The sequence below is a fragment of the Marisediminicola sp. LYQ85 genome, from assembly GCF_046600695.1.
GTDB lineage: Bacteria > Actinomycetota > Actinomycetes > Actinomycetales > Microbacteriaceae > Marisediminicola.
On record NZ_JBKIWO010000002.1, the window covers coordinates 260431 to 282488 of the forward strand.

23 protein-coding genes are annotated in these 22058 nt (G+C 69.5%); 8 read left to right on the plus strand and 15 right to left on the minus strand.

From position 1 onward, the window contains the following. Nucleotides 1–28: 28 nt before the first annotated feature. The 3 genes from ACLHG5_RS09540 to ACLHG5_RS09550 all read right to left on the minus strand — a co-directional run bounded on the left by ACLHG5_RS09540 (nt 29) and on the right by ACLHG5_RS09550 (nt 4683). A complete protein-coding gene (locus ACLHG5_RS09540) occupies nt 29–3193 on the minus strand; it encodes an efflux RND transporter permease subunit (RefSeq protein ID WP_411318605.1) in 3165 nt (1054 codons plus the stop codon). Nucleotides 3194–3732: 539 nt separating this feature from the next. Further along, nucleotides 3733–3885, minus strand: coding sequence for a hypothetical protein (locus ACLHG5_RS09545; RefSeq protein ID WP_411317020.1), 153 nt, complete (start codon nt 3883–3885; stop codon nt 3733–3735). A 219-nt stretch (nt 3886–4104) separates the two neighbouring features. Continuing rightward, nucleotides 4105–4683, minus strand: a complete 579-nt coding sequence (locus ACLHG5_RS09550) for a helix-turn-helix domain-containing protein (protein ID WP_411318606.1) — start codon at nt 4681–4683, stop codon at nt 4105–4107. A 69-nt stretch (nt 4684–4752) separates the two neighbouring features. On the opposite strand from ACLHG5_RS09550, the gene ACLHG5_RS09555 reads away from it, so the two are divergent. Together ACLHG5_RS09555 and ACLHG5_RS09560 are read left to right on the plus strand one after the other, a co-directional pair. After that, entirely contained in the window at nt 4753–5769 is a 1017-nt protein-coding gene (locus ACLHG5_RS09555; RefSeq protein ID WP_411318607.1) for an NAD(P)/FAD-dependent oxidoreductase, read from the plus strand. Nucleotides 5770–5774: 5 nt separating this feature from the next. Beyond that, nucleotides 5775–6569, plus strand: a complete 795-nt coding sequence (locus tag ACLHG5_RS09560; RefSeq protein ID WP_411318608.1) for an SAM-dependent methyltransferase — start codon at nt 5775–5777, stop codon at nt 6567–6569. 212 nt (nt 6570–6781) lie between these two features. Here ACLHG5_RS09560 and ACLHG5_RS09565 read toward each other — a convergent pair whose 3' ends face one another. Both ACLHG5_RS09565 and ACLHG5_RS09570 read right to left on the minus strand, forming a co-directional pair. Next, nucleotides 6782–7297 (minus strand): hypothetical protein, encoded by a 516-nt coding sequence (locus tag ACLHG5_RS09565; protein ID WP_411317016.1) that lies wholly within the window; start codon nt 7295–7297, stop codon nt 6782–6784. A 57-nt stretch (nt 7298–7354) separates the two neighbouring features. Then, on the minus strand, nt 7355–8782 hold the full coding sequence (locus ACLHG5_RS09570) for a PLP-dependent aminotransferase family protein (protein WP_411318609.1): 1428 nt from the start codon (nt 8780–8782) through the stop codon (nt 7355–7357). A 61-nt stretch (nt 8783–8843) separates the two neighbouring features. Between ACLHG5_RS09570 and ACLHG5_RS09575 the strand changes: the two genes are divergently transcribed. Next, nucleotides 8844–9599, plus strand: a complete 756-nt coding sequence (locus ACLHG5_RS09575) for a YczE/YyaS/YitT family protein (protein ID WP_411318610.1) — start codon at nt 8844–8846, stop codon at nt 9597–9599. Nucleotides 9600–9614: 15 nt separating this feature from the next. Here ACLHG5_RS09575 and ACLHG5_RS09580 read toward each other — a convergent pair whose 3' ends face one another. The 6 genes from ACLHG5_RS09580 to ACLHG5_RS09605 form a co-directional block, all read right to left on the minus strand. Further along, nucleotides 9615–10817 (minus strand): Ig-like domain-containing protein, encoded by a 1203-nt coding sequence (locus ACLHG5_RS09580; RefSeq protein ID WP_411318611.1) that lies wholly within the window; start codon nt 10815–10817, stop codon nt 9615–9617. 204 nt (nt 10818–11021) lie between these two features. After that, entirely contained in the window at nt 11022–12161 is a 1140-nt protein-coding gene (locus tag ACLHG5_RS09585; protein ID WP_411318612.1) for an AAA family ATPase, read from the minus strand. A gap of 114 nt (nt 12162–12275) precedes the next feature. After that, the gene (locus tag ACLHG5_RS09590) at nt 12276–12857 is read right to left on the minus strand and encodes a GIY-YIG nuclease family protein (RefSeq protein WP_411318613.1); all 582 of its coding nucleotides are present in this window, start codon (nt 12855–12857) and stop codon (nt 12276–12278) included. Nucleotides 12858–12958: 101 nt separating this feature from the next. Further along, nucleotides 12959–13483: an SRPBCC family protein gene (locus tag ACLHG5_RS09595; RefSeq protein WP_411318614.1), complete on the minus strand. Its 525-nt coding sequence runs from the start codon at nt 13481–13483 to the stop codon at nt 12959–12961. Continuing rightward, a complete protein-coding gene (locus ACLHG5_RS09600; RefSeq protein ID WP_411318615.1) occupies nt 13480–13830 on the minus strand; it encodes an ArsR/SmtB family transcription factor in 351 nt (116 codons plus the stop codon). Before ACLHG5_RS09600 ends, ACLHG5_RS09595 begins: the two co-directional genes overlap by 4 nt. A gap of 71 nt (nt 13831–13901) precedes the next feature. After that, the gene (locus ACLHG5_RS09605; protein ID WP_411318616.1) at nt 13902–15011 is read right to left on the minus strand and encodes an NAD(P)-binding domain-containing protein; all 1110 of its coding nucleotides are present in this window, start codon (nt 15009–15011) and stop codon (nt 13902–13904) included. Nucleotides 15012–15170: 159 nt separating this feature from the next. Here ACLHG5_RS09605 and ACLHG5_RS09610 point away from each other — a divergent pair, with 159 nt between their 5' ends. Then, the gene (locus tag ACLHG5_RS09610) at nt 15171–15428 is read left to right on the plus strand and encodes a DUF3073 domain-containing protein (protein WP_411317007.1); all 258 of its coding nucleotides are present in this window, start codon (nt 15171–15173) and stop codon (nt 15426–15428) included. A gap of 208 nt (nt 15429–15636) precedes the next feature. On the opposite strand, the gene ACLHG5_RS09615 is transcribed toward ACLHG5_RS09610, so the two are convergent. Then, nucleotides 15637–15996, minus strand: a complete 360-nt coding sequence (locus tag ACLHG5_RS09615) for a DUF4190 domain-containing protein (RefSeq protein ID WP_411317006.1) — start codon at nt 15994–15996, stop codon at nt 15637–15639. A gap of 33 nt (nt 15997–16029) precedes the next feature. Continuing rightward, nucleotides 16030–17133, minus strand: a complete 1104-nt coding sequence (purM, locus tag ACLHG5_RS09620; RefSeq protein WP_411318617.1) for a phosphoribosylformylglycinamidine cyclo-ligase — start codon at nt 17131–17133, stop codon at nt 16030–16032. Between the two features lie 86 nt (nt 17134–17219). Between purM and purF the strand changes: the two genes are divergently transcribed. Both purF and ACLHG5_RS09630 read left to right on the plus strand, forming a co-directional pair. Beyond that, a complete protein-coding gene (gene purF, locus ACLHG5_RS09625) occupies nt 17220–18677 on the plus strand; it encodes an amidophosphoribosyltransferase (RefSeq protein ID WP_411317004.1) in 1458 nt (485 codons plus the stop codon). A gap of 77 nt (nt 18678–18754) precedes the next feature. Next, nucleotides 18755–19006: a hypothetical protein gene (locus ACLHG5_RS09630; protein WP_411318618.1), complete on the plus strand. Its 252-nt coding sequence runs from the start codon at nt 18755–18757 to the stop codon at nt 19004–19006. Between the two features lie 61 nt (nt 19007–19067). On the opposite strand, the gene ACLHG5_RS09635 is transcribed toward ACLHG5_RS09630, so the two are convergent. Together ACLHG5_RS09635 and ACLHG5_RS09640 are read right to left on the minus strand one after the other, a co-directional pair. Then, complete coding sequence (locus ACLHG5_RS09635) at nt 19068–19412, minus strand: hypothetical protein (RefSeq protein ID WP_411317002.1); 345 nt, start codon at nt 19410–19412, stop codon at nt 19068–19070. A 94-nt stretch (nt 19413–19506) separates the two neighbouring features. After that, on the minus strand, nt 19507–19878 hold the full coding sequence (locus tag ACLHG5_RS09640; RefSeq protein ID WP_411318619.1) for a sterol carrier family protein: 372 nt from the start codon (nt 19876–19878) through the stop codon (nt 19507–19509). A 37-nt stretch (nt 19879–19915) separates the two neighbouring features. Here ACLHG5_RS09640 and purD point away from each other — a divergent pair, with 37 nt between their 5' ends. Both purD and ACLHG5_RS09650 read left to right on the plus strand, forming a co-directional pair. Further along, nucleotides 19916–21181, plus strand: coding sequence for a phosphoribosylamine--glycine ligase (purD, locus tag ACLHG5_RS09645; protein ID WP_411318620.1), 1266 nt, complete (start codon nt 19916–19918; stop codon nt 21179–21181). Further along, nucleotides 21178–22053 (plus strand): phosphoribosylaminoimidazolesuccinocarboxamide synthase, encoded by an 876-nt coding sequence (locus tag ACLHG5_RS09650; RefSeq protein WP_411316999.1) that lies wholly within the window; start codon nt 21178–21180, stop codon nt 22051–22053. Before purD ends, ACLHG5_RS09650 begins: the two co-directional genes overlap by 4 nt. The last annotated feature ends 5 nt before the right edge of the window (nt 22054–22058 follow it).

Genomic DNA, 22058 nt, shown 5'->3' on the forward strand with positions numbered 1-22058 from the left:
CTGGTGCGTCTCCTTCGGGCGCTGTCTTCTAGAACGTGGCCGTGGTCGACGCCTTCGCGGTATCGGCGTTCTCGGCCTCAGCCTTCGCTGCGCGGCGGTCTTCGCGCCGCTCCTTCGCCCCCTCCACGAGGTAGTAGAGGGTCGGCAACACCACGAGGGTGAGGATCGTCGACGACACGAGGCCACCGATCACGATGATCGCGAGAGGCTGCGAGATGAACCCGCCGCTGCCCGTGATGCCCGACGCGAGCGGCAGAAGCGCGAAGATCGTCGCCGCCGACGTCATCAGAATGGGCCGCAGACGACGCGACGCCCCCTCGATCACCGCTTGACCGGTCTTCAGACCACGCTCGCGGTACTGGTTGATGAGGTCGACGAGCACGATCGCGTTCGTCACCACGATTCCGATGAGCATGATCACACCGATGATCGACGGCACCCCGAGCGGAATGCCGGTCGCCACCTGCAAGATGATCGCGCCCGTCGCCGCGAACGGAATCGACACGAGCAACAGCAGCGGCTGGCGCAAGCTCTTGAAGGTGGCCACCATCACGACGTAGACGATGAGAATCGCCACGAGCAGCGCGAGACCGAGCTGCTGGAACGCGTCGTCTTGCTCGGCCGTGACCCCGCCGACCTCGGCGTTCGCACTCGCGGGCAGGTCGACGCCGTCGAGCGCCTCCGTGACCGCGGTGGATGCCGCACCCACGTCGTCGCCGTTCGGCGTGATGCTGATCGTCGCCGCGCGCACGCCCTGGATGGTCGTGATGCTCGCGGGCCCGTTGACCTCCTCGACCGTCGCGACATCCGACAGCGCAATCGGACCGGTCGCGCTCGGGATCACGAAGTCGCGCAGCTCCTCCACGGTCGTCGGGGCGTCTTCGTTGTCGATGTAGATCGAGAGGGTCGTCTCGTCGATCACGACACTGCCCACTGCGGCAGGCAGTTTCGCCTCGGCGACGATGCCTCCGACGGCGATCTCGCTCAGACCCGCGGCCGCGGCATCCGCGCGGTCCACGTCGACGGCGATGTAGGGCTGCTCGGCCGCGAGGTCGCTCGTCGCCTCGGCGGTGACGTCGAGGTCGCGCATGACGGCGAGCACCTCGTCCGACGCCGCGTTGAGGTCATCCGATCCCGTCGCCGTGATGAGAATCTCGATGTCGGATGACGCGAACCCGCTCGCCGCGGTCTCGAGCGACACTTCGCCCGCGCCATCCACCTCGGCGATCCTGTCGCGCACGTCGGCCTGCAACTGCTCCTGGTCGACATCGGGGTCGGTCGTGATCGAGTAGCTGATGTCACCGCCGCCACCGAACTGCGAGAGCAAGCCGCTGCTCTGGCCGAGCGAGAGCTGCACGACATCCACGCCATCGATGTCGAGAAGCACATCCTCGACCTGGCTCGCCGCGGCGTCTTGCTCGTCGAGGCTCGTGCCGTCGGGGAGCGTCTGCGTGACGGTGAGGGTGTTCTGGCCGCTGTCGCCGATGAAGTTGGTCTTGAGGAACGGCGCGAGCGCAGCCGTGCCCCCGAGCACCAGCAGGGCGATGAGCAGGGTCGCGACGGGGCGCGCGAGAGTCCAGCGGATGATCGGGAGGTACCCCTTCTGCAGTCGTGTGACCTCCTCCTCGTGGTGCACGACCGCCTCGCCGTCGGCAGCCGTGCCGGCCTCGCTCGTCTCGACGACGGGCTTGTCGGCGTGCTTCGCGACCTTCGGCGTGCGCAAGAACCAGTAGGCGAGCACGGGCACGATCGTGAGCGACACGAAGAGCGACGCCGCGAGCGCGATGCTCACCGTGAGCGCGAACGGACGGAAGAGCTCGCCCGTGATGTCTCCGACGAGCGCGAGCGGGAGGAACACGGCGATCGTCGTGACCGTCGACGCGGTGATGGCCGACGCGACCTCCTTGACGCCCGACGTGATCGCCACCATCTTCGACTCACCCAGGGTCAGGTGCCTCTTGATGTTCTCGATCACGACGATCGAGTCGTCGACGACGCGACCGATCGAAATCGTGAGCGCGCCGAGCGTGATGATGTTGAGCGTGTAGCCCGACGCCTGCATGCCGATGAAGGTGATGAGGATCGAGGCCGGGATCGAGATCGCGGTGACAAGAGTCGACCGCACCGACAGCAGGAACACGAGAATCACGAGGATCGCGAACACGAGCCCGAGCGCACCCTCCGTCGCGAGCGACTCGATGGACTGCTCGATGAACGGTGCCTGGTCGAACACGACCGTGAACTGGGTGTTGCTGCCGAGCGACTCCTCGAGCTCCGGAACGAGCTCCGACACCGCCTCCGACACCTGTACGGTGTTGCCCGCGGGCGTCTTCGTGACCGCGATCGTGAGCGACGGTTCACCGTTGACGCGCGAGATGCCGGTGACGGGGTCGTCGACGATGTCGACGGTCGCGACATCCGCAATCGTCACGGCGGCACCGCCCGGCGTCGTCACACCCACGAGGGGCAGAGCGCGCAGCTCGTCGGCGGAAGCGAGCCGGGTTCCCGTCTGCACGGTGAGAGTCGACCCGTCTTCGGTGATCTCGCCGGCAGGCAGAAGGGTGCCGTTGTTGTCGAGGGCGTCACGGATGTCTTGATTCGAGGCCCCCACCGCGGTGATCTCCGCGACATCGGGGGTGATCGTGACGCGCTGCGTCGCCGCGCCCAGCAGGTCGGCCTCACGAACGCCGTCGATGCCCTGGATGTCGGTGATCGTCGAACTCTCGAGCAGATTCGCGAGCTCCTCGCCCGGGAGGTCGCTCGTGACCGCGAGCTGGATCACCGGCAGATCGTCGATGCTGCCGCTGAGAGCCTGCGGGTCGACGTCATCGGGAAGCTGCGACGAAATGCGGTTGATCGCCTGCGTCACCCGCTGCTCGGCGATCACGATGTCAGTGCCGTACTCGAACGACGCCGACACCGTCGAGATGTTCGTGTTGGATGTCGCGGTGGTGTCTTCGAGCCCCGCAACACCCTGAATCGCCGTCTCGATCGGGATGCTCACATCCGTGTTCACCACATCGGGTGACGCACCCGGGTATGACGTGACCACCACGAGCTGCGGGAACGACACCGACGGAATGAGCTCCTGCCTCAGGTTCGTGAGGGCGAGCGAACCGAAAATGCCGACCACGATCGTGACGAGCGCGATCAGCGCGCGGTTGCGCAGGCTGAACACAGAAAGAAAATGCACCGTGAGGCTCCCGGAGGCGACGGTACGCCGCGGGTGCGGCGCACGAGCGAGAGAGCACAGCACAGTGCCCCGCGGCAAGTGTGGCACCTCGGCCTGGGAGGGGGCATCCGTCTGGAGGGGGATGTGTGCTGTGCGGGGGCGTGCGGGTGTGGGGGCGGGAATGTGCGGGTGTGCGGGTTCGCGCCGGAATGCAGGAGATCGCGAAGGGCGGGTGGAAAAACCTCCTGCAGACAGCGCGGGGACGACAAAACCTCCTGCAGAACCGCGGCGCGGGTGGCTCGCATCCGCGTCACTGAGGCCGGCTGCGGCCCGCCTCCTCCGCCGGGATGCAGGAGTTTCCGGGGTCCAGACTGCGGTTTTCTCCTGCGAGGGGCGTTCGGGGCGCAGAAACTCCTGCACAAGCGGCGGGGATGTATTGGCGAGTAGGGGTGGCGGATGCTCGCGGAGGTTCGATTCAGCGCCGAGACGTCATTCGCGGCAAGGGGAGCTCGCGGCCCACATCCGCTGTCCTGAGCACCCTCGGCTCGCCGCTGTCGAACCTACTGAGGCAGCTTCCCGTCTGACACTTGACCTTGGAGAAGCGCCAGAGTTTTCTCCGTCGCATCACGGATGCGGTGCAGCGCACCGACGATGCTGATGCTCGCGAAAAGCACCACGAGCAGGATGGCCACGAGAAAGAAGTTGGGATCCATGCGTCCAGTCTTGCGCGTCTGACAAGCTCCGACTGCGGGGCGGTCGTTGCTACGCGATTGGTGGCCTGTCGGTTGAGCGGGCGGGAACGCAGGAGTCTGGGGGGTGCGGGGGTGCCGTTTCTCCTGCGAGGGGCGTTCGGGGCGCAGAAACTCCTGCACAACCGCGGAGACGGATGCCGCGGGGCGGGCGCTTCGGCGAGCCCCGCGACCCGGGGTGCCTCAACGGCCGGCGGGGCGGGCCCTCATGTGGATGCGCTTGCCCTCCTTGCTGAAGATGGAGAGCAGCTCGACGGGCTGGTTGCCGACCGCGGCGTGCCAGTGCGGAACGCGCGTGTCGAACTCGGCGGCCTCGCCCGCGCCGAGCGTCACCTCCTGCTCGCCGAGCACGAGCCGGAGACGGCCCGACAGCACGTAGACCCACTCCTGCCCGTCGTGCACCTGCGGGTGGGGAACCTCCGTGGCGCCCCCGGGGTTCGCCGGCAGCGTCATCTTGTAGGTCTGCACAGGGCTCGACTCGGGCGACAGCGACTCGTAGGTCGCGCCACCCATCTTCTTGGTCACGCGCTTGACGCGCGGGTCGGGTGCCACGCGGGGCACGATGTCGTCGAGTTCGAGGCGCAGCGCGCGGGCGATCGGCACCACGAGCTCGAGGTTCGGCGCGCGCTTTCCGGCCTCGAGACGCGAGAGGGTGCTCGACGAGATCCCCGTGGTCTCCGACAGCTCGGCGAGGGTCATGCTGCGTTTCTCGCGCCAGCTCTTGAGACGGGGACCGATGAGAGAGACAGCGGGGTCGGGCATGGGCGTTCCGTTCTTGCCGTTTCGGCACCGATAGTTGCTGAGAGTGTAGCGCAGGGGCACGCTGAAGGTATGACGAACGACGACCTCTCCTCTGCAGCATCCGCCCCCATCTCCGCCGAGCACTGGGACGTGATCATCATCGGCGGCGGCACCGCGGGCTTGAGTGCCGCGCTGATCCTCGCGCGGGCCCGCCGCCGCGTGCTCGTGCTCGACGCGCAGCAGCCACGCAACCGGTTCGCCCCGCACATGCACGGCGTGCTGAGCCGCGACGGATACTCCCCCCTCGACCTCGTCGCGGACGGCTACCGCGAGGTGCGCGCGGTCGACGGCGTGATCGTGAACGCGAGCGTCACCGAGACCCGCGTTATCGACGACGGCTTCGAGGTCGTGACCGACGGCGGAGACCGCGCGACCGGCCGCCGCCTCATCGTGGCGACCGGCATCCGCGACGTCATGCCCGACGTGCCCGGGCTCGCCGAGCAGTGGGGTCGAGGCGTGGTCGCGTGCCCCTATTGCGACGGATATGAGGCGCGCGATCGCGCGATCGGGGTGCTCGCGTCATCCGTCGCCGGGCTGCACAAGGCGCACATGCTGCGGTCGTATTCGAGCACCGTGACGGCGTTCACCGGGCTCGTCGGACCGGTTGCCGAGACCGATCGCCTGATTCTCGAGGAGCGCGGCATCGTTCTGGATGACCGCGCCGTCACGCGTGTGGTCACCGACGGCGACACGATCACCGGGCTCGAACTCGCCGACGGCACGGTTGCGCCGGTCGACGTCATCTTCGCCGAGCCCAGCCCTGTTGCACTCGACGAACCGCTGCGGCAGCTCGGCGCGGACCGCGTCGACGGCCCCTTCGGCCCGTGGACGAGCGTCGACGCCTTCGGGCGCACGAGCGTCGCGGGCGTCTGGGCGGTCGGCAACGCGGGCAACCCCGGGGCGCTCGTGCCCATCGCGGCGGGGTCGGGGGCCATGGCGGCGCTCGCGATCAACGGGGAATTCATCGCCGAGGATGTCGCGGCCGCGACCGAGAGGGTCGCCGCGGCGTCTGCGGGCGTCGGCACCCCTGCCGCGGTGGGACACTGACGACCATGGATCAGACGCACGAACACGACGAGCACGATCGCTCGCGCGGGCAGCAGTCGCACGGCCAGGCGAACGGGCAGCACTCGCACGGCCAGGCGAACGGCCACGCGCACGGCCAGGCGAACGGTCACGGCGACCCGACCGGCATGAACCCGGAGGGCGTCACCGATCCCGCCGAGTTCTGGGAGGCCCGCTACGTCGCCAACCGCGGCGAGCGCGGGCAGGTGTGGAGCGGGCGCGTGAACGCGGCGGTCGAGCGCGAGGTTGCGGAGCTCACCCCCGGTAGCGCCCTCGAACTCGGCAGCGGGGAGGGCGGCGACGCCCTGTGGCTGGCCGCCCACGGGTGGACGGTCACGGCCCTCGACATCTCGGCGACCGCCCTCGCGGTGGGAGCAGCGAAGGCCACGCATGACGGACTCGCCGACCGCATCACCTGGGTGCAGGCAGACCTCGCGGCGTGGCATCCGACGGGCGAGTTCGACCTCGTGACGGCGGCGTTTCTGCACTCCCCCGTCGAGTTGCCCCGCGACGACATTCTGCGTCGGGCGGCGTCGGCAGTAGCCCCGGGCGGCCGGTTGCTCGTGGTCGGGCACGGGGCGTTTCCGCCGTGGTCGAGCCACCGCGAGCACGATCACGACGCGCTCCCGCTGCCCACGGCAGACGACGTGCTCGCGTCGCTCGCGCTCCCCGACGGGTGGACCGTCGAGACGTGCGCGCAGGTCGACCGCGAGGTCACCGGGCCGGACGGCGAGCGCGTGACCCTCGTCGACGCGGTGCTTCGGGTGCGGCGCGGGGTGTAGCGGGGTGTAGCGGGGCGGGGCGGGGCGGGGCGGGGCGGCGGGATTGCAGGAGAAACGGGGCCGAAGCACGAAGTGCAGGACAAATAGTCACCCTCGGACCGGAAACTCCTGCCTTCGCGACAGGCTCGCCCGCAGCATCCCGCGCCTACAGCCGCAGCGCAGCCTCAGGCCAGCCCAGCCCAGGCCAGGCCAGGCCAGGCCCCAGCCCTACCTCAGGGCCCGAACGTGATGTTCGTGAACGCGGCCGCCATCGCGCCGACCGTCACCCACATCGACACGATCGTGCCGAGCACGGTGACCAGGATTGCGACCCACATCGGCGCAAACCCGGTGCCGGAGCGGCGGTGGACGATGATCGAGCGTCCGATCACGTAGACGAGGCCTCCGAGGAAGGTCCACGCCCAGTGGAACGGGCGGTCGACGTCGCGACGCTTGAGCTCGCGCCAGTCGAAGAACGCGAGCAGCACCGAGCCGAGCCACACCACGAGGCTCACCCCCTGCAGGGCGAGGTAGCCGGGGTCGAAGAGGTAGGTAGGCATGGCCGTCGTCGACATCGACGAGTCGATGACCTCGGTCATGTAGCCCTCCACATCCCACAGCAGCAGGGGGAGCAGCACGAGCAGCGGCGCGAAGACGATGGCCCAGATGTAGGGCGTCGAGACCGAGGTTCCCTCCGGCACCGGTCGGGGGCCGGGAGGGGTGTTGCGGTAGACGTTGGGGTCGGTCACGAGGTCTCCTCAGGGGTCGCGGGCGCGTCGAGCCTAGCGGTCAGCGGTGTCGGGCGATCACACGACGTCGGCGAGCAGCGCGTCGCGCTGAGGGAACGGATGTCTGCCGAGACCCGTCCACGCCCGCGAAAGCGCAGCGACCGCGGCATCCGTCTCGCCCTCGGGGTAGCAGAAAGGCACGCGCAAGAACCTCTCGAACGCGCCGTCGATGCCGAACCGGGGGCCGGATGCGAGCAGCAGACCCTCAGAGCGGGCCGCGATGGTGAGCTGCGAACTGACCGCCGCACCGAGCCCCACCCACGTGGTGAGACCGCCGGTGACGTGTGGCACGGTCCACTCGGGAAACGCGTCGCCGAGCGCACGCTCGAGCCGCGTGCGCCCCGCCGCGAGGTGGTCGCGCCGCACCGCGAGGATCTCGTCGTATTCGCCGAGCATCTCGGCGGCGATGAGCTGCTCGAGCACGGGGGTGCCGAGGTCGCCCGCGGACCGCGCCCGCACGAGGCGGTCGATGAGGTCGGGTTCGGCGCGGATCCAGCCGATGCGCACCCCGCCCCACACGGTCTTGCCGAGCGAACCGACGAGCACCGCGGGGCCGTAGGCGGCGAGCGGCAGCGGCTGGTCGACCTCGTCGATCGCGAGCTCGGCCATGGTTTCGTCGGCGACGACCACGGTTCCGTTGCGCGAGGCGAGCGCGAGCATCCGTTCGCGTTGGTCGGCGGGCATCACGCGCCCGGTCGGGTTGTGGAAGTCGGGCATGACGTAGGCGAGCGCCGGGCTCGAGCGGTTGAGCGCTTGCTCGAGGCCGTCGACATCCCAGCCGGCGTCGCTCGTGACCCCGACCGGAACGAGCCGCGCCCCCGCACCGCGCAGGGCGTCGAACGCGTGGGGGTAGCTCGGCGACTCCACGAGGGCGCGGTCGCCGCGGCCCAGGATCACGCGACTCAGGAGGGCGATCGCGTGTTGAGCGCCGATCGTGACCATGATCTGGTCGGCGTCTGTCGGCAGTCCACGCGCGGCGAAGCGGTCGGCGATCGCCTGCCGCACGCGCGGCAGACCCACGGGATCGAAGCCCGACTCGCCCAGGTAGGCGGGGAGGTCGCGTGCGGCCCGCACCGCGGCATCCGCGAGCCTCGGGATCGCCGGCATGGTCGCCTTGCTGAAGTCGAGAAAGCCGCTGCTCGCCCCCTCGATCGGCGCCGGGGCGTGCGTGGGCATGCGCGCGACGCTGCCCGAACCGCGCACGCTCTCGAGGTGGCCCGACTCGCGCAGCGCCGTGTAGGTCGCCGTGATCGTGGTGCGACTGACCCCGAGCCTGGCCGCGAGGTCGCGTTCGGCGGGCAGCCGCGAGCCGACCGGAATGCGTCCGTCGACCACGAGAAGTCGGATGCGGTCGGCGAGCGCCTGATAGGCGGGAGCGGTCGAGCGCCACTGGGTGAGCAGGGCGTCGAGGGCCCTCGCGGACACGGTCGCAGCGCCGGTAGCCATAAGGCCACAGTAGCCAAAGTGGACCCTTGCCGTAAGGCCAATACGCAGATTGGCTTGTCTCATGCCCCTTCTGCTCGTGCGCCGCATCCTCCAACTGCTCGTCGGACTGTTCTTCTACGGTTTCGCCATCGCCATGATGGTGCGCGCGGGAATCGGCGCCTCGCCGTGGGACGTGCTGAGCCAAGGCATCGCCCTGCAGACCACCCTCTCCTTCGGGCTCGTCACCAACCTCGTCGGCGCCGCGGTGCTGCTGCTGTGGATCCCCATCCGCCAGCGCCCCGGCATCGGCACCGTCGCCAACGTGCTCATCATCGGACCGAGCGCCGAAGTCGGGCTCGCGGTGCTCCCCCACCCTCCCGAGCTGTGGATGTCGGCGCTCCTCTTCGCGGGCGGACTCGCCCTCCTCGCCCTCGCGACCGGTCTCTACCTCGGTGCTCGCTTCGGCCCGGGCCCCCGCGACGGGCTCATGACCGGCATCCACCGGCGATGGGGCGTTCCGCTGTGGATCGTGCGCACCGCCATCGAAGGAACGGTGCTCGCGATCGGGTGGGCGCTCGGCGGGGTCGTCGGCGTGGGCACGCTCGCGTTCGCGCTGCTCATCGGGCCGATGGTGGGGCGCACGATCCCGTGGTTCGCGGTGCCGGAGATTGGTGGGGTGGGTGCGCGCGGGGCGAGGGCGCGTGGGGCGAGGGCGACGGGCGCGGGCGCGGGCGTGGCGCTCGGCGCAGACATCCGTGGTGCAGGAGTTTCTGTTGAAGACGCACCCCTCGCAGGAGAATCTGCGCCCCCGACCGCAGAAACTCCTGCAATCCGGTGACGGAAGGAGTTGCGGCTACAGCGGGCGGACAGCGTCCGCGGCCGCGACACCCTGCCGACGCAGACGCATGTTGAGCAGCAGGAGCAGCCCGCCGACGAGCAGCAGACCAGCGCCGAGCTCGACACCACCCTGTGCGGCGGCACCGGTCGCGGCCAGCGTCGGCGCGCCTGAGCCAGCCGGGTCGACGGCTGCAGCGGACACGACGGAGAAGCTGTGCTCTTCCGACGGCGGAGAGACGTCCAACGCGAATCCGGCAAATTCGACGTGGGCGGCCGAAACCACATAGGACCCAGCCGGGAGAGGCCACTCGATGCTCCAGGTTCCGTCTGCCGCCACCGAAGCACCGACCGGTTCGTAGGGAAGGTCGCCCTCGAAAAGCGCTTCGTCGACCGCCCGTTGCGTTGCCTCGTCGGTCGCCTCGAAGTTAGGAGAGACCGAAGTATTCGGCGTCCCTGTGCCCGAGAACACAACGGTGTCGCCGTGAACCACTGCGCCGTCGCTGGGCGACTCGATGGTCGGCGCAGGAAGCATCGAGGGCACTGTGATCGTGACCTCGCCCGGCAACAGGTCGGCCCCGTCTGCGTCGGTCCCCGTGACGGTGATGGTGGCGGTGCCGGGGTCATCGATCCCGAAGGGTATGTAGAACCGCCAATCACCCCTGGGCCCGACGATCTGTGAGGAGAAAGCTCCGTTGAGCGCCGTCGACACAGCGGATCCGACGGGAGCGGTGCCGGTGACCAGAACGATGCGAGACTCTGTCGTCGCGCCATCCGTCGGCGACGTGATGACGATCTCGCCTGCAGGAGCGGGTGCGGGCGGCACGACGGGCTCCTCGGGCAGCACCACGTCGAGCACGATCGTGTCGGGCTCGGGGTCGAGCGGGTTGTCGGGGTCGACCTGAACGATCGTGATCTCTTGGGCGACTTCGGCCTCCGGCGCGAAAGTCACCGGGAGAGTCCAGCCGCCGCTCGTCTCGACGATCGCTGCCCCGAGAACGGTGCCGTCCGCGGTCTCGGCTCCGATGCCTGCGCCCGCAGTGCCGGTGCCGGTGATGTCGAAGGCGCGTGACTCGACGGTGCTGCCGTCGGCGGGCGACACGATCGCGAGGGTGCCGAGCGCCGCCTGCGCGGGAGCGGCAACCAGAAGAGCCCCTCCCAGAGAGAGCGCGGCGGCAGCAGACGTGGCGACCACGCGGCGCCAGAACGGTTTCTTCGACATGGCGTCCTTGCTGAGAGATACGGGCGAGAAGTCGGATGCCCGCGGCAACGGTTGCACCCGACCGCAGGGCTCGGGATCGCAGTGAAGAAACTGATCAACCGTCACTGAACGACCCTTGCTCGGAGAGTAGCAGCGCGTCGGGCCAGCTCAGGGGGGTTCTTTGTCTCGATCTGGAAACGGTCGTGACCCGACCGGACTGACCGACTACCGCGAAGGCCACTTCCACGCGGGCTGGTCGAGCAGGTCACGCCCGGCGACCACCGTCTCGCCGTTGCGCTTCTCGAGCTCGTGCCGCAACGCGCCCTGGCCTGCAAGGGCGTCGACGAGCGGCGCCGCGTGCGACACCACGACGATCTGCGAGTCGCTCGACGCCCCGGCGATGAGCTCGGCGAGAGGCTCGAGCAGTGACGGGTGCAGGCTCGTCTCGGGCTCGTTGAGCACGAGGAGCGGGGCGGGGCGCGGGCTCAGGAGGGCGGCGACCCACACGAGGTAGCGGAGGGTTCCGTCAGAGAGTTCGGGCGCCGTCAACGGTCGCAGCAACCCCGGCTGCCGCAAGCCGAGGCTCAACCCGCCGTCGGCCGGCGTGAGCGTGAGCCGGCTGCCCGGAAAGGCCGCCGAGATCGCGTCGTCGAGCCGATCGGGGTCGCCGAGCTCGCGCACCGTCTGCAGTGCGGCGGCGAGGTCCGCGCCGTCACCCGAGAGCACGGGGGTGCGAGTGGCGACGGGCGACCGCCGGGCGGGGGCGTCGGCATCCGTTCTCACCGAGTCGTAGAACCGCCACGACCGCAGGATGTCGCGGAGCGTGAGCAGCTCGGGAGCGGTCGCCGGGTCGGCGACCTCGCCGAGCACACTCGCCCACAGCGGCAGGGACCGCTCGTGCCGCCTCCACCCCTCGTCGCCGCGCAACCGCACGAGCGAGTTCTGGCGCTCGGTGAGCAGGGTCGCGGGGCGGAGGATCGGCCCGCTCCACACGCTCTCGGCCTTGATCTCGGGGTCGTCGTTGAACATCGTGTGCGCCGACGGTGTCGGGATGCCGAAATCGATCGCGTAGCCGAAGCCGTCGTCGTCGCTCGCGAACCCGAGCTTGAGCGCGATCGGGGTGGAGCGTTTGCCTGCGCCGCCGCCGGGCCGCTCCGGCCCCGCCCAGAGGGTCGACGCGAGACCCCCCTCGCGAGCCAGGGCAGCGATGGCGCCGTCGCGGGCCGTCGCCGCGAGCAGGCGGAGCGAGCGGTAGAGGCTCGACTTGCCGCTGCCGTTCGCGCCCGTGATCACGGTGAGCTGTTCGAGCGGAACGACCAGATTGCAGAGGGAACGGTAGCCGGCGACGGCGAGGGTGGTCAGCATGCGGCGAGCCTAGGGGGCGGGGGTGACAGTGGCGCGGGCGGTGGGGCGAGGCGGCGAGGTGGCGAGGCGGCGAGGTGGCGGAAAGGGAGGCCGGCCAGGCGACAGCGACCGCCGCTACCCCCGCAGCGCGAGCCGTTCGCTGCGCCACCGCGCGTAGAGCGCCCACGGGTCGCTCACCCCTGCGGCGAGCGCCGCCACGTGCGCGTCGAGCTCGTCGCTGCGCTCGAACCACTCGGTGCGGGGGATGCGCCACGACGCGAACTGCGCGTGGCGCCGCTGCTCGAGCATCCGATCTCCGAGCTCGAAGGCGAGCACCTCGTCGTAGGGCAGCGCCTGAAATCGCACGCGCGGATTGCCCGACGTGCCGATCTTGATGCGGTCGCCGAAACGCACGTAGTAGACGACATCCACCCGCGCCGAGGCGGCGTGCCCGTCGGACGCCGCGCCGTCGGGCGTCTCGCCGTAGCGCCACTCGCAGATCGCACACATCCAGCCGGAGCGGAATTGCACCCCCAACCGCGACCCGCACGCGAGGCACGGCGACGGCAGCAGGTCGGTGACGCCCAGCTCGCCGACCACCCAGTCGTGCGCGTCGAGCAGGTGGCGGATGCACGCGGCGAACGGCGCGGCGTCGTCGACCGGCGCGGCGCACACCGTGCCGTCACGGCGAACCACTTCGCACGTGCGCGCACCCATTCCCGCAGAATACGGGCAGCCGCTGACGTCGCGCGGAGCGGGCCGGAGCGGGCCGGGGCGGGGGTGCTCGCCGACCCCGCTACCCCGCCCCTACCATTCCCCTACCCCGCCAGGATCTCGTCGGCCTGGCCGAGCGCCTCGCGCATCCCCTCTTCCATGCCCATCTCGACCATCTGGTCGAGCTGCTCGAGCGAGTCGAACTTCGACGAGATCGTCATGACCGTCTTCCCCGATCCGGCGCTGTCGCCCGAATCGTCGCCAGAACCACCGCCCGCGCGCTCGATCACCACGGCACCGTGGGTCGAGCCGAGGTCGCCCGTGGGGCTGCCGTTCTCGTCGGCGAACCCGTCGTCGAACTCGAAGAGGTGCGGGGCGTCGACATCCGTGATCAGCCACCAGCCGTGCATCTTCTCGCCGTCGGGGCCGGTCATGTAATAGTGCGATTGCGTTCCCACGACGGCCTCGTGCTTGACGAAGGTCGCGGGGTAGGTCGGCGGACCCCACCAGCGCTCGAGCTGGCGCGGGTCCTCCCAGATCTGCCACACGCGCTCGACGCTCGCGTCGAACTCGCACACGAACGTGAGGGTCAGGGCCTCGGGGTCTTTCGTTGCGCTGATGACGGTCATGATTCCGTTCCTCCTTCGGGGCCGGAGAGCAGGTCTCCGATTCGGGCGGCGCGGTCGCGCCATATCTGTTCGTATGCGTCGAGGAGCGTCGCGGCTTTGCGAAGGACCTCGGCATTGCCGTGCACGAGTTGCTCCCTTCCTCGACGCTCCTTCGTGACGAGCGAGGCCCGCTCGAGCACGGCGACATGTTTCTGCACGGCGGCGAAACTCATGTCGTAGTGCTGCGCGAGCTCCGAGACGGACGCCGCGCGCGCCATCGTCTTGCTCACGATGTCGCGGCGCGTCGCATCCGCCAGCGCCTGGAAGATGCGGTCCACCTCGGTGTCGCTCAATTCATGTACAACCATTTGGTTGCACGTTAGCGGTGTCGGATGCTCGCGCGCAAGGGTTCTCGCGAGACCCTCTTCCGCGCGCCGGGTCACTCCGCGCGCGAACCGTCCCGGTGCAGAGCCGCAACCACGTGCCGCGCCACCGACCGACCGGCCCGGTTGGCGCCGATCGTCGACGCGCTCGGGCCGTAGCCGGCGAAGAACACGCGGGGGTCGGATTCCGACACCCCGTTGCGCACGCGCAACCCGCCCGCCGCCTCCCGCAGCCCGAGCGGCGCGAGGTGACGCACCTCGGGCCGGAACCCGGTCGCCCACACGATCGCGTCGGCGCGATGCAGGGTGCCGTCGGGCAGCAGCACGCCCTCCGGTTCGATGCGCGTGAACATGGGGTAGGCGACCAGCACGCCCCGATCGATGCCCGCCGCGATGCGTCTCGTGGTCGCGATGCCCGTGCCGCTCACGATGCTCGGAAGCGGGCGCCCCTCCCGCGCCGCCTCGTCTTGCATCCGCACCGCCGCGAGTCGGCCCTCGAGGTCGTCGTCGCCGGGCGCGAGAAACTGCACCGGTCGACGCGACACCCAGAGCAGGTCGGATGCGTGCCGCTCCAGTTCGAGCAGAAACCCGACCGCCGACGTTCCGCCGCCCACCACCACGACGCTCTGTCCGGCGAAGTCGAACGCCGAGCGGTAGTCGGCGGTGTGCACGTGGCGCCCCGAGAACGTGGAGTAGCCGGGGTAGTAGGGCATGAACGGCGATCCCCAGGTGCCCGACGCGTTGACGACGACATCCGCCACCACCTCGTGGTCGCCGTCGTCGTCGGTGAAGGCCACGACGAGGTCGTCGCGTTCGTCGACGACCGAGGTGACGGTCGCGGGGCGGTGCACCTGGAGCCCGAAATGCTCTTCGTATCGCGCGTAGTAGTCGGCGACGACGGTCTTCGCCGGCGCCTTGCGGTCGGCGGTCTCGAAGCTCAGGCCGAGCTCCGACATGCCGGGGAGGTCGTTGATGCGGTGGGCCGTTCCGATGCGCAGATCGCTCCACCGGTGCTGCCAGGCACCGCCCGCACCGGGGCCGCGATCGAGGGTGAGCATGTCGTGCGCGGGCGAAAGCCCGAGACGCTGGAGAAAGTAGGTCACGGCGAGCCCAGCCTGCCCCGCACCGATGACGACGACCTCGCGGCGGGGCAACTCGAAGGGCACGAGCCCACGATAGTGCCCCACATTTGAAGCGGCCGCGAGACTGTGAACGACGGCCGGGATGACCGGTCAGTGGTGCTAAAGTGACGGTAGATTTTAGCTTTCCTGTTGGCCACTGCCCCGCGCCGTCTGCGCTCGGCTGCAATCGTAAGGGGGTCACCCATGGGACGCGGTCGCCAGAAGGCAAAGCACACCAAGGTTGCCCGTGAGCTGAAGTATTTCAGCCCGAACACCAATTACAACGCCCTCGAGCGTGAACTGACGCACCCGTCAGACGCCGAGCCGGACTACGAAGACAAGTGGGCCGACACCGTTGCTGCCCCCGAGCCCGACGAGGCGGATGATTCCGCCGACGACCTCTACGTCGACCGCTGGGCTGTCGACACCGACGACGACGCACCGGAGTCGAAGAGCGCCTAGGCGCTAGTGCGGGTGCGGCACGCCGCGCCCGTCATCCGGCTGCCCTCGGCGGCCTGACTCCCCGTGCGCAACCCCGCGCCGCCGATTGTCCCTCGTTTCCGCGAGCGGCCGTCGTATCCGACGTACGCTCGCGGAAATTGCGTTCATTCGGGGCGGGTTGTGCGCGCGGCGGCGGGTAGCGCGCGGCGAGGGGTGGCGCGCGGCGGGGTCAGGCGGTGAAGCTGCCGGTGTCGAGGAGGTACGGGATGAGCGCGAAGAGCGGCACCCCAATGAAGGCGATGAGCAGCAGGGTGAGCACGATCGTCACCACGAGAATCGCGATGTTGATCCAGATGCCCGCGATCGCGAACCCGCGACCGGCCGGCTCACGCTTGAGACCGAGCAGGCCGAGGATGAACCCGATGATCGGCACGATGAACGTGAACCCGAGAAAGAACGAGGCGATCCCGATGACGAGGCTCGCGATGCTGAGACCGCGGGGCGGCTGCGCGCCGTACGCCTCGGGCCGATAGGCCGGCCCCGAGGGCTGCTGATACGGGTTCTGGTTCGGGATCTGCTGGTCGGCCATGGGTCCACGGTATCTGTCTGCGGCGACCGCAGCCTACGAATAGGTGCCGACGAGTTTCACGGCCCCGCCGTCGACACCCTTGGCCCCCTGCTCGAACCCGTCGAGCGGATGCGCCGCGGTCGAGACCGAACCGACCGCCCACGAGCGGATGCCTGCGGCCCCGAGCGTCGCGACGACCGCGTCGGCGGCGCGAGCGTCGACGACCGCGAACATCCCGATCCCGAGGTTCCAGGTGCCCTCGACACTCTCGAGCGTGAACGACCCCATCTCGGCGAGAGTCTGGAACACGGGCGCGGGCGACCACGTCGACCGTTCCACCTCGACCCACGAGCCGAGCGGCAGCACACGCGCGAGGTTCGCGGCGATCCCGCCGCCGGTCACGTGGCTGAGCGAGTGAATGGCGCCCGGATGCTGCGCGATCGTGTCGAGCAGCGGCGTCGTGTAGAGGCGCGTCGGCTCGAGCAGCACCTCGCCGACCATTCCCCCGAGGTCGTCGGAGTGCGCCGTGAACTCGAGGCCCGCGGTGCGGAGGATGCTGCGCACGAGGGAGAACCCGTTGCTGTGGAGCCCCGACGATTCCATCGCCACGACGACGTCGCCGTCGCCCACGCGGTCGGCTCCGAGCAACTCGTCGGCTTCGACGGCCCCGACCGCCGCACCCGCGACGTCGTAGTCGTCGGGCCCGAGGAGGCCGGGGTGCTCGGCGGTCTCGCCGCCGACGAGAGCGGTTCCGGTGGCGGAGCATCCGCGGGCGATCCCCGCGACGATGTCGGCGATGCGGGCGGGCTCGACCCGGCCGCACGCGATGTAGTCGGTCATGACGAGCGGTTTCGCGCCCACCACCACGATGTCGTCGACGACCATGCCGACGAGGTCGATGCCGATCGTGTCGTGCTTGTCGATGGCTTGGGCGATCGCGACCTTGGTTCCGACCCCGTCGGTGGATGTCGCGAGCAGGGGCTTGCGGAACTCCTTCAGAAACGACACGTCGAAGAGGCCGGCGAAACCGCCGACACCGCCGACGACCCCCGGTCCGTGCGTTGCCGACACGGCCGACTTCATGAGTTCGACGGCGAGGTCGCCCGCGGCGGTGTCGACACCGGCGTCGCGGTAGCTGTTCGTGGGGGTCTCAGTCACCCGACCAGCGTAGCGGCGGGGGTATGCGAAACTATTCGAGGCCCACTCGGACCGATTCCCTTACTCTCTGGAGCATCCGCCTCAGCATGTGCGGCATTGTCGGCATCGTTTCTTCGGAACCCGCCAACCAACTCGTCTACGACAGCCTCCTCCTTCTGCAGCACCGCGGACAGGACTCGACCGGCATCGCCACCGCCGACGGGCGCACCTTCCACATGGTGAAGGCCCGGGGTCAGGTGCGCGAGGCGTTCCGCACGCGCGACATGCGCAACCTGCCCGGAACGATGGGCCTCGGCCACGTGCGATACGCGACGCGGGGAACCGCCGCCAACGAGCAGGAGTCGCAGCCGTTCTACGTCAACGCGCCCTACGGCATCGTTCTCGTGCACAACGGCAACCTCACCAACACGCGCGAGCTCACGCAAGAACTGTTCGACATCGACCGCCGCCACCTCAACACGGCGAGCGACACCGAGCTGCTCGTCAACGTGCTCGCGCACGAACTGCAGCAGCAGGTCTCCGGTCGCGACCTCGACCCCTCGCAGCTCTTCGCCGCCGTGAGCCGCGTGCACGAGCGCGTCGAAGGCTCCTACGCGACGATCGCGCTCATCCCCGGCCACGGTCTGCTCGCGTTCCGCGACCCCTACGGCATCCGCCCGCTCGTGCTCGGGCGGCGCCCCCGCGGCATGGTCGGGTACGAGTGGGTCGTGGCATCCGAGTCCCTCGTTCTCGAGAGCGGCGGATACGAGATGGTGCGCGACATCGCTCCCGGCGAGGCCGTGTTCATCGCGCTCGACGGCGAGATGAGCTCGCAGCAGTGCGCCGCCAACCCGCGCCTCGTGCCGTGCTCGTTCGAGTACGTCTACCTCGCCCGGCCCGACTCGGTGATGAACGGCATCTCCGTCTACGACGCGCGGCTGCGTCTCGGCGACCGTCTCGCCGACACGATCGCCAAGTTCACGCCGATGGGCGACATCGACGTGGTCATGCCGATCCCCGACTCGTCGCGCCCCGCCGCGATGCAAGTGGCACAGAAGCTCGGCATCGAATACCGCGAGGGGTTCTACAAGAACCGCTACGTCGGCCGCACCTTCATCATGCCCGGGCAAGCGGAGCGCAAGAAGAGCGTCAAGCAGAAGCTCAACGCGATGAGTTCGGAGTTCAAGGGCAAGAACATCCTCATCGTCGACGACTCGATCGTGCGCGGCACGACCTCGAAGGAGATCGTCGAGATGGCGCGCCAGGCCGGCGCCAACAAGGTGACCTTCACCTCGGCCGCTCCCCCGGTGCGTTTTCCGCACGTCTACGGCATCAACATGCCGACGCGCGCCGAACTGGTGGCGCACAACCGCAAGATCCCCGAGATCGCGCGCGAACTCGGATCCGACTACCTCATCTACCAGGAGGTGGCCGACATGGAGTCGGCCATTCTCGAGGGGTCGGATGTGACGTCGCTCGAGATGAGCTGCTTCACGGGCGACTACGTGACCGGATCGGTGACCCCCGAGTACCTCGACTGGGTGGAGCGCAACCAGCTGAGCTGAGCTCGCGAAACCGGCTCTTGACCGCTCACGCGAGGGGGAGCATAATTCGGTCGTCGCACTCAACCAATGGGGGTCTCGTGCCGAACACTTTCACGCTTGCGCAACCCGCCGCCGCAAACGCCTCAGGGAGCCGAGCGCTCCGCACCACCGCCGTCTTGTTGACCGTCGCCGCCGTCTCGGTGGGGCTCGCGCTGTTCGCGATCACCGGCGATCTCGCGCCGGTCGTCGTGACCGCGCCGCTCGCCGGGCTCGCGGCCATCGCCCTCTACCTGCACCTCGTGCTCGAGGCCGCGGCGAGCCGCAGCCACCCGGTGATCGCGCGACACTGACGCGGCGCGGGCACTCTCGACCCCGACGCGGCTCGCGCACTCTCGACGCTGACGCGGCCCGTCAGTCTTCGAGGTCTCCCTCGACCTCTTCGGGCTCGGCGTCGACCGTGGTGCGCTCGGCGGTGAGCTCTTTCGCGCGCTTCGACGCGACGGCGTCGAGGATGATGGCGACGAGCCCGCCGAGCAGGGCGCCGGCCGGAACGGTGATGAGCGCGAAATAGCCGAACAGCGCTCCGAAGCCCACGAGAGGGTCGGTCGGGAAGAGCCCCGTCACGATGAACGTGACGATCGCCGCGAGACCCGCGCCGAGCACGATGAACCGCGGGTAGCGGGGTGCACGCCGCACGCTCACGCGGTCTTCGCTCGTCACACCTCGCGGGTCGGCATCCGGTTCGGGGGCAGTCATGCGTCCATTCTCTCGGATGCAGGCGGGAGTCGCCTGCGCGCCGAAAGCCGGCTGTGGGCCGAGAGTCGCCGCCACGGTCGGCGGCCGGGCTCGCCTACGACGGAGCGCGCTGCCCGACGATGGGCAATTGCGCCGAGAGGTCCGCGCGCGAACCCGACGCCGAGACACGACCCGCGCCGACGGCGGCCGGCCAGTCGAGCGACCCGGTCGCGAGCGCGAGGAAGGTCGTGGCCTCCGTTTCGACGACGTTCGGCGGGGTTCCGCGCGTGTGGGTCGGGCCCTCGATGCACTGCACGGCGCCGTAGGGCGGAACCCGCACCTCGACGGTGTTGCCCGGAGCGTTCTCGGCGAGAACCTGGAGGAGGTATCGCACGGCCACCGCGGTCGTGTCGTCGTCGGCGCCCGGCTCGAGCGAACGTCGCACCGCCGCGTCGCCGACGGGGGCGGCGATTTTGCTTCTAGCCATGGTTCAACGCTAACAACACCCCCACTAACCTTGCAGGGTGAGAATCCTCATCCTCGGTTCCGGTGCCCGCGAGCACGCCATCGTCACCGCTCTGCTCGCCGAGCACGCGGGCCACGACATCACGGTCGCCCCGGGCAACGCCGGCATCGCCGCCGACGTCGCCGTGATCCACCTCGACCCCACCAACGGCGCGGTCGTCTCCAGTTTCGCGCTCGACAACGATATCGAACTCGTGATCATCGGCCCCGAGGCGCCCCTCGTGGCCGGTGTCGCCGACAAGCTGCGCCAGCGCGGGATCGCCGTGTTCGGTCCGGGCCGCGCCGCCGCGCAACTCGAGGGAAGCAAGACGTTCGCGAAACGCATCATGGATGCCGCGGGCGTGCCCACCGGGCGCGCCTCGCGCTCGGGCACCCTCGCCGAGGCGGTCGAGGCGATCAACGAGTTCGGCGCGCCCTACGTCGTGAAGGCCGACGGCCTCGCCGCGGGCAAGGGCGTGCTCGTCACGGGTGATCGCACCGCCGCGATCGCTCACGCCGAATACTGGCTCAACCACGGAAGCGTGCTCGTCGAAGAGTTTCTCGACGGCCAGGAAGTGTCGCTCTTCTTCGTCTCCGACGGCCACACGGTCGTTCCGCTGAGCCCCGCACAAGACTTCAAGCGGCTCTCCGACGGCAACGCGGGCCCGAACACGGGAGGCATGGGCGCCTACTCACCCCTCCCCTGGTTGCCCGAGGGGTTCGTCGACGAGGTCGCGCGCACCATCGCCGTTCCGACGGTGCGTCAGCTCGCCGACGAGCAGACGCCGTTCGTGGGGCTGCTCTACTGCGGCCTCATCGTGACGCGCCGCGGCATCAGGGTCATCGAGTTCAACGCGCGGTTCGGCGACCCCGAGACGCAAGTGGTGCTTCCGCGCCTCGAGTCGCCGCTGAGCTCGCTGCTCTTCGCCGCGGCGACCGGCGTGCTCGCCGAACAGCCGCTGCCGCGGTTCTCGACGGATGTCGCGGTGAGCGTCGTTCTCGCGAGCGAGGGATACCCCGAGACCCCGCTCACCGGTCGGCCCATCACCGGTCTCGACGACGCCCTCGCCATCGACGGCGTCACGGTCGCCCACGCCGCGACGGCCGTGAGCAGCAACGAACTCGTGGCGACGGGCGGTCGCGTGCTCAGTGTGGTCGCGACGGCACCCGACTTCGCCGCCGCGAGGGACCGCGCGTATCGCGCTCTCGCCGCCATCCACCTCGACGGCGGCCACTATCGCACCGACATCGCCGAGAGCGTCGCGAGCCCGAGGCCACCCCGATGACCGACGCCCCCGTGCTCGCCGGCTGGACGCACGTCTACTCGGGCAAGGTGCGCGACCTCTACCGCTCGCCCGAGCAGCCCGGGCGGATGCTCGTGGTCGCGAGCGACAGGGTGAGCGCGTTCGACCACATCCTGTCTCCCGGCATTCCGGGCAAGGGCGAGTTGCTCACGCGCTTGAGCGTGTGGTGGTTCGAGCAGCTCGACGTGCCCAACCACATCGTGACGGCTCCGGCGACGGGCCTCGACGGCGTGCCCGACGACGTGGCCGCGAGATCGATGCTCGTGACCGATCTCGAGATGCTGCCGATCGAGTGCGTCGTGCGCGGCTACCTCGTGGGGTCGGGCTGGCTCGAGTACGAGCGCACGCAGAGCGTGTGCGGCGTGCCGCTGCCCGAGGGCCTCTCGAACGGCGACCGCCTGCCCGAACCGATCTACACTCCCGCGTTCAAGGCGGCGTTCGGTGACCACGACGAGAACATCACGTTCGAGCGCACCGTCGAACTCGTGGGGGCGGAGCGTGCCGAACAGTTGCGCTCGGTGAGCCTCGAGATCTTCGCGCGCGCATCGGAGATCGCGGCGGAGCGCGGCGTCATCCTCGCCGACACCAAGTTCGAGTTCGGCATCGACTCGTCGGGGATCCTCACGTTGGGCGACGAGGTGCTCACGAGCGACAGCAGCCGCTTCTGGGATGCCCGGTCGTATGCCGACGGCAATCACGCCGACAGTTTCGACAAACAGATCGTGCGCAACTGGCTGCTGCAGCACTGGGACCCGTCGGCGCCCGACGGCGAGGCCCCGCCCGAACTGCCCGCGGATGTCGTCGAACGCACCGCCTCGCGCTACGGCGAGCTCATCTCCCGCCTCACGGACTGACCGCG

Coding starts and splice junctions, on each gene's coding strand:
- ACLHG5_RS09545 (WP_411317020.1), bottom strand. CDS start 3,885: ATGGATCCCAACTTCTTTCTCGTGGCCATCCTGCTCGTGGTGCTTTTC.
- ACLHG5_RS09550 (WP_411318606.1), bottom strand. CDS start 4,683: ATGCCCGACCCCGCTGTCTCTCTCATCGGTCCCCGTCTCAAGAGCTGG.
- ACLHG5_RS09555 (WP_411318607.1), top strand. CDS start 4,753: ATGACGAACGACGACCTCTCCTCTGCAGCATCCGCCCCCATCTCCGCC.
- ACLHG5_RS09560 (WP_411318608.1), top strand. CDS start 5,775: ATGGATCAGACGCACGAACACGACGAGCACGATCGCTCGCGCGGGCAG.
- ACLHG5_RS09570 (WP_411318609.1), bottom strand. CDS start 8,782: ATGGCTACCGGCGCTGCGACCGTGTCCGCGAGGGCCCTCGACGCCCTG.
- ACLHG5_RS09575 (WP_411318610.1), top strand. CDS start 8,844: ATGCCCCTTCTGCTCGTGCGCCGCATCCTCCAACTGCTCGTCGGACTG.
- ACLHG5_RS09580 (WP_411318611.1), bottom strand. CDS start 10,817: ATGTCGAAGAAACCGTTCTGGCGCCGCGTGGTCGCCACGTCTGCTGCC.
- ACLHG5_RS09585 (WP_411318612.1), bottom strand. CDS start 12,161: ATGCTGACCACCCTCGCCGTCGCCGGCTACCGTTCCCTCTGCAATCTG.
- ACLHG5_RS09590 (WP_411318613.1), bottom strand. CDS start 12,857: ATGGGTGCGCGCACGTGCGAAGTGGTTCGCCGTGACGGCACGGTGTGC.
- ACLHG5_RS09595 (WP_411318614.1), bottom strand. CDS start 13,483: ATGACCGTCATCAGCGCAACGAAAGACCCCGAGGCCCTGACCCTCACG.
- ACLHG5_RS09600 (WP_411318615.1), bottom strand. CDS start 13,830: ATGGTTGTACATGAATTGAGCGACACCGAGGTGGACCGCATCTTCCAG.
- ACLHG5_RS09610 (WP_411317007.1), top strand. CDS start 15,171: ATGGGACGCGGTCGCCAGAAGGCAAAGCACACCAAGGTTGCCCGTGAG.
- ACLHG5_RS09615 (WP_411317006.1), bottom strand. CDS start 15,996: ATGGCCGACCAGCAGATCCCGAACCAGAACCCGTATCAGCAGCCCTCG.
- purF (WP_411317004.1), top strand. CDS start 17,220: ATGTGCGGCATTGTCGGCATCGTTTCTTCGGAACCCGCCAACCAACTC.
- ACLHG5_RS09635 (WP_411317002.1), bottom strand. CDS start 19,412: ATGACTGCCCCCGAACCGGATGCCGACCCGCGAGGTGTGACGAGCGAA.
- ACLHG5_RS09640 (WP_411318619.1), bottom strand. CDS start 19,878: ATGGCTAGAAGCAAAATCGCCGCCCCCGTCGGCGACGCGGCGGTGCGA.
- ACLHG5_RS09650 (WP_411316999.1), top strand. CDS start 21,178: ATGACCGACGCCCCCGTGCTCGCCGGCTGGACGCACGTCTACTCGGGC.